The sequence below is a fragment of the Pyxidicoccus fallax genome (assembly GCF_012933655.1).
Classification (GTDB): domain Bacteria; phylum Myxococcota; class Myxococcia; order Myxococcales; family Myxococcaceae; genus Myxococcus; species Myxococcus fallax.
Genome location: NZ_JABBJJ010000135.1, coordinates 1 through 6,057, shown reverse-complemented (window position 1 = coordinate 6,057; position 6,057 = coordinate 1). Strand labels below are relative to the sequence as shown.

The following is a 6,057-nucleotide window of genomic DNA, read 5'->3' as shown; positions in this document are numbered from 1 at the left end:
GCGGCTCTGCTCGTATCCGTTGGAAGGTTTCCTGCCTGCGCTGGTGAAGAGTTATCGATGAACGAGAAATCCACCCGCGACCAGATCATCGAGGCCGCGGACCGATTGTTCTACCAGCATGGGTTCGAGCACACGTCGTTCGCGGATATCGCAAACGCAGTGCAGATCTCGCGTGGCAATTTTTATTACCACTTCAAGTCCAAGGACGAGATTCTGACTGCCGTGATTGGCGTGCGTCTGGCCAGCACGCGGGCAATGCTGTCGAAATGGGAAAGCGAGGGCGAGGGCCCCGCGGAGCGCATCCGAAGCTTCATCCACATGTTGGTAGCCAACCGCGCGGACATCAAACGATTTGGCTGCCCTGTGGGTACGCTGTGCACCGAGCTTTCCAAATTGAATCACTCCTCGAAAGCCGATGCGAACATGCTGTTCACACTGTTCCGGACCTGGCTGCGCAGACAGTTCACCCTGCTGGGCCGTGAAGCAGATGCTGACGAACTCGCGATGCACCTGCTCGCTCGCAGTCAGGGTGTCGCTACCCTGGCCAGTGCCTTCAACGATGAGAAGTTCATCCGGCAGGAAGTGCAGCAGATGGATGACTGGCTGAAGTCGTGCACAACCGCCTTGAGGGAGAAGAGGTGAATATGTTCACCGTGCTGCTCAAGTTCTCGGGTAATCGAGGGAATGCCAAGACGTTCATGGTCGACCATCAGGCATGGCTCCAGCGCGGCTTCGATGATGGCGTCTTTCTCCTGGCCGGAAGCCTCGAGCCCCATCAGGGCGGAGCGATTCTGGCGCACAACGTCTCGTTGGCGCAGCTCCAGAGCCGAGTGAATGAAGACCCATTCGTGAGGGAAGACGTCGTTCACGCGGAGATCGTCGAGATCACACCGTCCAAGGTGGACGCGCGGCTGGCCTTCTTGCGTCCGTGAACCACGCTCGCGTGAGAGTGAAGAATGGATACGACCGTACTGGGGCCTGACGGCAAGGCAAGATGCCGGTGGTGCGCGGCTGCGCCTGAGTTTCTTGCGTATCACGACACGGAGTGGGGCTTCCCGGTAGCTGACGATCGGCGCCTGTTCGAGAAGCTATGTCTGGAGGGATTCCAGTCTGGCCTGAGCTGGCGCACGATCCTGGTCAAGCGCGAGAACTTTCGTGCCGCCTTCCACGGCTTCGACTTCAACAGAGTCGCGCGCTACACGGGCCGCGACGTCGAACGCCTGCTCAAGGACGCGGGAATCGTCCGGCATCGAGGCAAGATCGAGGCTGTCATCAACAATGCCCGGCGGGCCCAGGAGTTGGTCGAGCGCGAAGGCTCACTGGCCGCCTACTTCTGGCGTTTCGAACCGGATGCCGCGCAACTTCCGAAACCCCAGACTGCTTCCACTTCGGCGCAATCGAAGGCCCTGTCACGGGAGCTCAAGAAGCAAGGCTGGCAGTTCGTCGGGCCGACGACGGTGTATTCCTTCATGCAAGCCATGGGACTGATCAACGATCATGTCGAGGCCTGCGTGACGAGAGCCAACGTCGAGCGCGCGCGGGAGACATTCAGGCGCCCAGGTCGCTGATTGGGGGAGCCAGTCGGGTGACCTCGTGACGGCGTGGGGAGGGGAGCTGCGGCGGATGCCCCGTCAACGAGCGTTGTTTCCGTATTGCTCGAGCTTGCGGAGCGACTCCCGCGCGGCCTCGCGCAGCGCCTCCTCCGGCGCGTCTTGCAAGGACTTCAATGCGGCCGGCACCTCGTCACCGGGGAAGAGGATGTCCCCCAGTCGTTGGACCGCGAGGACCCGGTCCGGCAGCTCACCGCGCTGGACCTCGGCCAGCAGGTAGTCCTTGTAGCTGGCGAGGAAGTGGTTCTCCGCGTCCAGCATCCGCGCGCAGAGCCCGCGCAGGTGCTCGCGGTCCGCGGGCGCCTCGGGCACCCGGTAGCCCCAGCGCTTGCGGCATTCATAGATGTCCACGAACAGCGGGGTCCACGCGTCATTCACATGCTGGCGATGCGCCTCGATGGCGTCCTGCTTGGAGGCCGTGTGCCTCCCGGCCTTGCGCGCCACCTCCACCGTTGCCAGCCGGCAGGCGAGGGTGACGAGCTCCTTGAAGCCCCGGTGCAGCTGTCCCTGGGCGTCCATCGTCTCGCGGTGGTCGTAGCCGTACAGCTCTCCGCGCGGGTCCGGGTAGCCGAGCGGATACCGCAGCGGCTCGCCCTCGGCCCGGGCCCGTGCGCGCTCGATGAACATGTACGGCCGGTGCATGCAGAAGCGCAACCACCGGTCCATCGGCATCAGGGGGATTCGCTCGCGGAGGTCCTCGCCCGCCAGCAGCACGGAGGACAGCTTCAGGTTGACCTCGCCGTGCTCCAGCAGCCGCGTCTCCTCCACCGCGCTCAGGTCCAGGGGGAACCGCGCCAGCGGCCCGATGAAATGGCGGAGGCGCTCGGCGCGCTCCCGCTCTCCTTCCTGGAAGCGCTCCTTGAAGACCAGCACCAGGTCGATGTCGCTGTCCGTCACGGCATCGCTCGTCGCGTGGCTCCCCAGCAGGTAGATGGCCCGGAGCCGGCTCGGGAAGACCATCTGGCACAGGCCAACGAAGCCATAGAGGACGGCATTGACCTGCATGTCGTCCGTCATGCCGACCAGCGAGAGCTCTTCATCCGCCACGGGGGTCCTCGTCTCCTGGGGCGCGGAAGACTCCGAGCGCCACCGGAAGCGAGTTTCGGCCGGGCGGACAGCGGAGGCAATCCACCCCTGCGCTATCCTGGGGCCCACCCATGGCCCGACGCTTCACGCCCACCGAGGAGAAGGAACTGCGCGCACTGATGGAGTCGGGGGCGCCCGTGCCCATCCCCGAGGTGCGCCGCATCCTCGGACTGGGCGAGATGCCTCATGCCCACCTGCTCGCCGAGGACACGTGGATGCTCGGGGGCCGTGTGGTGCGGTGGCTCAACGGGGAGATGCGCGGCGCGCGCGATGACGGGGACTACGACCTGTACTGCGGCTCGGTCGCCGCGTTCGAGCGGACCGCGCGCCGCATGCTGGAGTCCGGCTACACGCCGTGCCGCAGGAAGTCTCCCACCAGCCTCGTGAAGTGGCTGGCGGGGAGGATGCTCGGCCACGACGAACATGCCGCATGTTCCGGTCCCGAGGCCCGGGCCGTGACGATGCAGGAACTGCTGCGCTCGCGCCGCTTCCCGGACGGCAGTGAGATGTACGTGCTCCAGTTCCACTCGACGGAGGGCCACGTCCTCCAGGTCGTCCACGTCCCCGACCTCTTCCGCGAGGGCGTGCCGCTGCACAACCAGATTGCCTTCACCGACCTGAGCATCTGCCAGTTCACGCTGGACCACCGGCACCTGCACGCCGGGCCCCACTCCTGGGCGGACCTGCTGGAAGGCCGCGTCCGTGTGGTCAAGATGGCCCGGCCGCACCGCACGGCCTTCCGGCTCATCAAGTACGCGCGCCGGGGATACTGGCCGTACCCGCGCACCGTGAAGACCGTCTCCGGCGCCTGGTTCCTGGAGGCACTCGGGCGCAAGTGGGAGCACGGCGCTTCGTGACGGTCAGCGCAGCGTCGCGACCGCGTCCATCGTCAGCCAGCCTTCGTGGTCGTTCGCCCATAGCTTCAGCGTTCGACCGTCGTCCTGGGGCTGGCCGTTGACGCGGAACGGATGCAGGTCGAAGGTCGGGCGCACGGCCTTGAACTGGAAGGTCGCGACGTCCGCTCCAGGCGCGTTGCGGCGGATCAGGTCCAGGAGCAGCGTGGCGATGAGCGGCCCGTGCACGACGAGGCCGGGATAGCCCTCGACCTGGGTGACGTACCGGCGGTCGTAGTGGATGCGGTGGCTGTTGAAGGTGAGCGCCGAGTAGCGGAACAGCAGCACGTCGTCCGGCACGATGTCTCTCCGCCACGCCGCCGTGCGCTCCGCGGCTCGGGGCGGCGGCTCGACTTCGTCGGGGCGTCTGGCCTCCCGATACACGATGTCGTGGAACTCCACGACGGAGGGGTCCGCCGAGCCGTTGCAGCGCACCTCGTGCCGCACCTTCACGAACACGAGCTGGCCGGTGCGGCCCGTCTTCTCCGTCACGTCGGCGATGGTCGAGGTGCGCTCGACCGCGTCGCCGACGCGCACGGGTGAGCGGAACTCGAATTGGCTGCCGGCCCACATCCGACGTGGCAGCGGCACCGGAGGCAGGAAGCCGCCGCGCCGGGCGTGACCGTCGGGGCCCAGCTCGCTCTGACGGTGCAGTGGCAGGAAGTAGAGCCAATGCCACAGCGGCGGTAGCGGCGTTCCGGTCTCCACCAGCATCTCGGGGTGGTCGAGCGTGGCGTTGAGCGCTCTCACCGGCGTGGCACCCACCAGGTCGCGCGCTGTCTCGCTACGGCCAATCCAGGCCCGCAGCGCGTCAAGGGAGGTGTCATGTGAAGGCTCCATGTGACGTCAGTCTGCCGTCTGCCTGTAGCGTCGTGCGATGCACCATTCGGCGGTTGGCTGTCTTCCAACGTCCTTGGGGAAGGACGGTTGAGTGGCGGACGGGGTACGTCCGAGAGAGGGCGGCAGTGGCCTTCCTCCGCCAAGCCGGCCCGAGTCCGACCGGGCTTCCATGAAGCGCGTTGGCTCGGTTGCCCCAGGTTCCACGCCCTATCCGAGGGCACCTCGGAAGGGCCAGCCCCGCCTCTTCCTGGTGCTCCAGGCGACTGACCCGGCTATCCGGCCGGGCTCGGGTGGTGGTAGGAGCGCCGGACCTCAACTCATGGGAGTCGTCCATGCGGGCGTTCGTCACCGGCGGTTCGGGCTTCGTGGGCAGGAACCTCATCGCGGCGCTGAAGGCGAAGGGGCACTCGGTGCGCGCCCTGGCGCGCTCTGCCTCGGCGATGGATGCGGTGACGAAGGCGGGCGCCGAGTCCTTCGAGGGCGACCTGTCCGACGCGGACCGGCTGAAGCCGGGCATGGAGGGCTGTGACGTCATCTTCCACTCCGCGGCGAACGTGAAGGCCTGGGGACCCCGCGCGGAGTTCTACGAGGCCAACGTGCGCGGCACGGAGCACGTACTGGAGGCGGCGCGCGCGGCGGGCGTGAAGCGACTGGTGCACATCAGCACGGAGGCGGTGCTGGTGGACGGCTCGCCGCTGGTGCGCGTCAACGAGACGTGGCCCGTGCCGGAGCGGCCCATCGGCAACTACGCCTCCACGAAGGCCGAGGCGGAGCGGCGGGTGCTGAGCGTGAACTCCCCGGACTTCACCACCGTGGCGGTGCGTCCGCGCTTCATCTGGGGCGCGGGGGACACGTCGCTCCTGCCAGAGCTCATCGCCGCGGTGAAGGCCGGGCGCTTCCGCTGGTTCAGCGGCGGGCGCTACCTCACCTCCACGTGCCACGTGGCCAACTGCGTGGAGGGCGCGCTGCTCGCGGCGGAGAAGGGGAGGGGCGGCGAGGCGTACTTCCTTACCGACGGCGAGCCGGTGGTGTTCCGTGACTTCATCACCGCGATGCTCGCGACGCAGGGCGTGGACCCCGGCACGCGCGAGGTGCCCTTCGGAGTGGCCGCGGCCCTGGCCACCGTGAGCGAGCTGCTGTGGGGCACCTTCGGCCTGGGAGGCCGGCCGCCCCTCACGCGCACCGAGGTGCTGCTGGTGGGCCGGGAGGTGACGGTGAGCGACGAGAAGGCCCGCCAGGAGCTGGGCTATGAGGGCCGCATGACGCGCGAGGAGGGCCTGCGCGACATGAAGCTGGAGTACAAGGCTCAATCGTCGCGAACGCTGTGAGACCTGGAGCGCGCGCGTGCGCTAGCCTGCGGGCCAGCGCCGCCGCACCGAGGAGGAAGCGCCCATGCGCAGGTTCGAGTTCGTCGAGGGCACCAGCTCCAAGTTCTGGGAGCCCGAGCTGAAGGGCAGCACCTTCATCGTCACGTTCGGCCGCATCGGCACCTCGGGGCAGCGCAAGGAGAAGGCCTTCCCCGACGAGGCCGCCGCCCGGCGCGAGTACGAGAAGAAGGTCGCGGAGAAGCTGCGCGAGGGCTACCGCGAGGTGACCGCTGGTGACGCCGCCGCCGCGCCTCCGCCCCC

General features: G+C 67.5%; 8 protein-coding genes. 6 read left to right on the top strand and 2 right to left on the bottom strand.

Annotation, left to right across the window (positions count from 1 at the left end; genetic code table 11):
- Positions 1–57 precede the first annotated feature (57 nt).
- Genes HG543_RS26610 through HG543_RS26600 form a run of 3 tightly spaced genes read left to right on the top strand, consistent with a single transcriptional unit; the run spans position 58 to position 1,568 of the window.
- On the top strand, positions 58–642 hold the full coding sequence (locus HG543_RS26610) for a TetR/AcrR family transcriptional regulator (RefSeq protein WP_169347675.1): 585 nt from the start codon (positions 58–60) through the stop codon (positions 640–642).
- Between the two features lie 2 nt (positions 643–644).
- Complete coding sequence (locus tag HG543_RS26605) at positions 645–932, top strand: YciI family protein (protein ID WP_169347674.1); 288 nt, start codon at positions 645–647, stop codon at positions 930–932.
- 24 nt (positions 933–956) lie between these two features.
- Complete coding sequence (locus HG543_RS26600; protein WP_169347673.1) at positions 957–1,568, top strand: DNA-3-methyladenine glycosylase I; 612 nt, start codon at positions 957–959, stop codon at positions 1,566–1,568.
- Positions 1,569–1,631: 63 nt separating this feature from the next.
- Here the strand turns inward: HG543_RS26600 and HG543_RS26595 are convergent, their stop codons facing one another.
- Positions 1,632–2,657, bottom strand: coding sequence for a nucleotidyltransferase domain-containing protein (locus HG543_RS26595; RefSeq protein WP_169347672.1), 1,026 nt, complete (start codon positions 2,655–2,657; stop codon positions 1,632–1,634).
- A gap of 110 nt (positions 2,658–2,767) precedes the next feature.
- On the opposite strand from HG543_RS26595, the gene HG543_RS26590 reads away from it, so the two are divergent.
- On the top strand, positions 2,768–3,553 hold the full coding sequence (locus tag HG543_RS26590; RefSeq protein WP_169347671.1) for a Gabija anti-defense Gad2 family protein: 786 nt from the start codon (positions 2,768–2,770) through the stop codon (positions 3,551–3,553).
- A 3-nt stretch (positions 3,554–3,556) separates the two neighbouring features.
- Here HG543_RS26590 and HG543_RS26585 read toward each other — a convergent pair whose 3' ends face one another.
- Entirely contained in the window at positions 3,557–4,429 is an 873-nt protein-coding gene (locus tag HG543_RS26585; RefSeq protein ID WP_169347670.1) for an HTD2 family dehydratase, read from the bottom strand.
- A gap of 332 nt (positions 4,430–4,761) precedes the next feature.
- Here HG543_RS26585 and HG543_RS26580 point away from each other — a divergent pair, with 332 nt between their 5' ends.
- Both HG543_RS26580 and HG543_RS26575 read left to right on the top strand, forming a co-directional pair.
- Positions 4,762–5,757 (top strand): NAD-dependent epimerase/dehydratase family protein, encoded by a 996-nt coding sequence (locus HG543_RS26580; protein ID WP_169347669.1) that lies wholly within the window; start codon positions 4,762–4,764, stop codon positions 5,755–5,757.
- A gap of 64 nt (positions 5,758–5,821) precedes the next feature.
- Positions 5,822–6,057 (top strand): WGR domain-containing protein (locus HG543_RS26575; protein WP_169347668.1); only part of this gene is annotated, 236 nt, incomplete at its 3' end.

What these genes read in the sequence shown, in the direction of transcription:
- HG543_RS26605 (WP_169347674.1), top strand. Translation starts at nt 645, where the DNA reads ATGTTCACCGTGCTGCTCAAGTTCTCGGGTAATCGAGGGAATGCCAAG.
- HG543_RS26600 (WP_169347673.1), top strand. Translation starts at nt 957, where the DNA reads ATGGATACGACCGTACTGGGGCCTGACGGCAAGGCAAGATGCCGGTGG.
- HG543_RS26585 (WP_169347670.1), bottom strand. Translation starts at nt 4,429, where the DNA reads ATGGAGCCTTCACATGACACCTCCCTTGACGCGCTGCGGGCCTGGATT.
- HG543_RS26580 (WP_169347669.1), top strand. Translation starts at nt 4,762, where the DNA reads ATGCGGGCGTTCGTCACCGGCGGTTCGGGCTTCGTGGGCAGGAACCTC.
- HG543_RS26610 (WP_169347675.1), top strand. Translation starts at nt 58, where the DNA reads ATGAACGAGAAATCCACCCGCGACCAGATCATCGAGGCCGCGGACCGA.
- HG543_RS26590 (WP_169347671.1), top strand. Translation starts at nt 2,768, where the DNA reads ATGGCCCGACGCTTCACGCCCACCGAGGAGAAGGAACTGCGCGCACTG.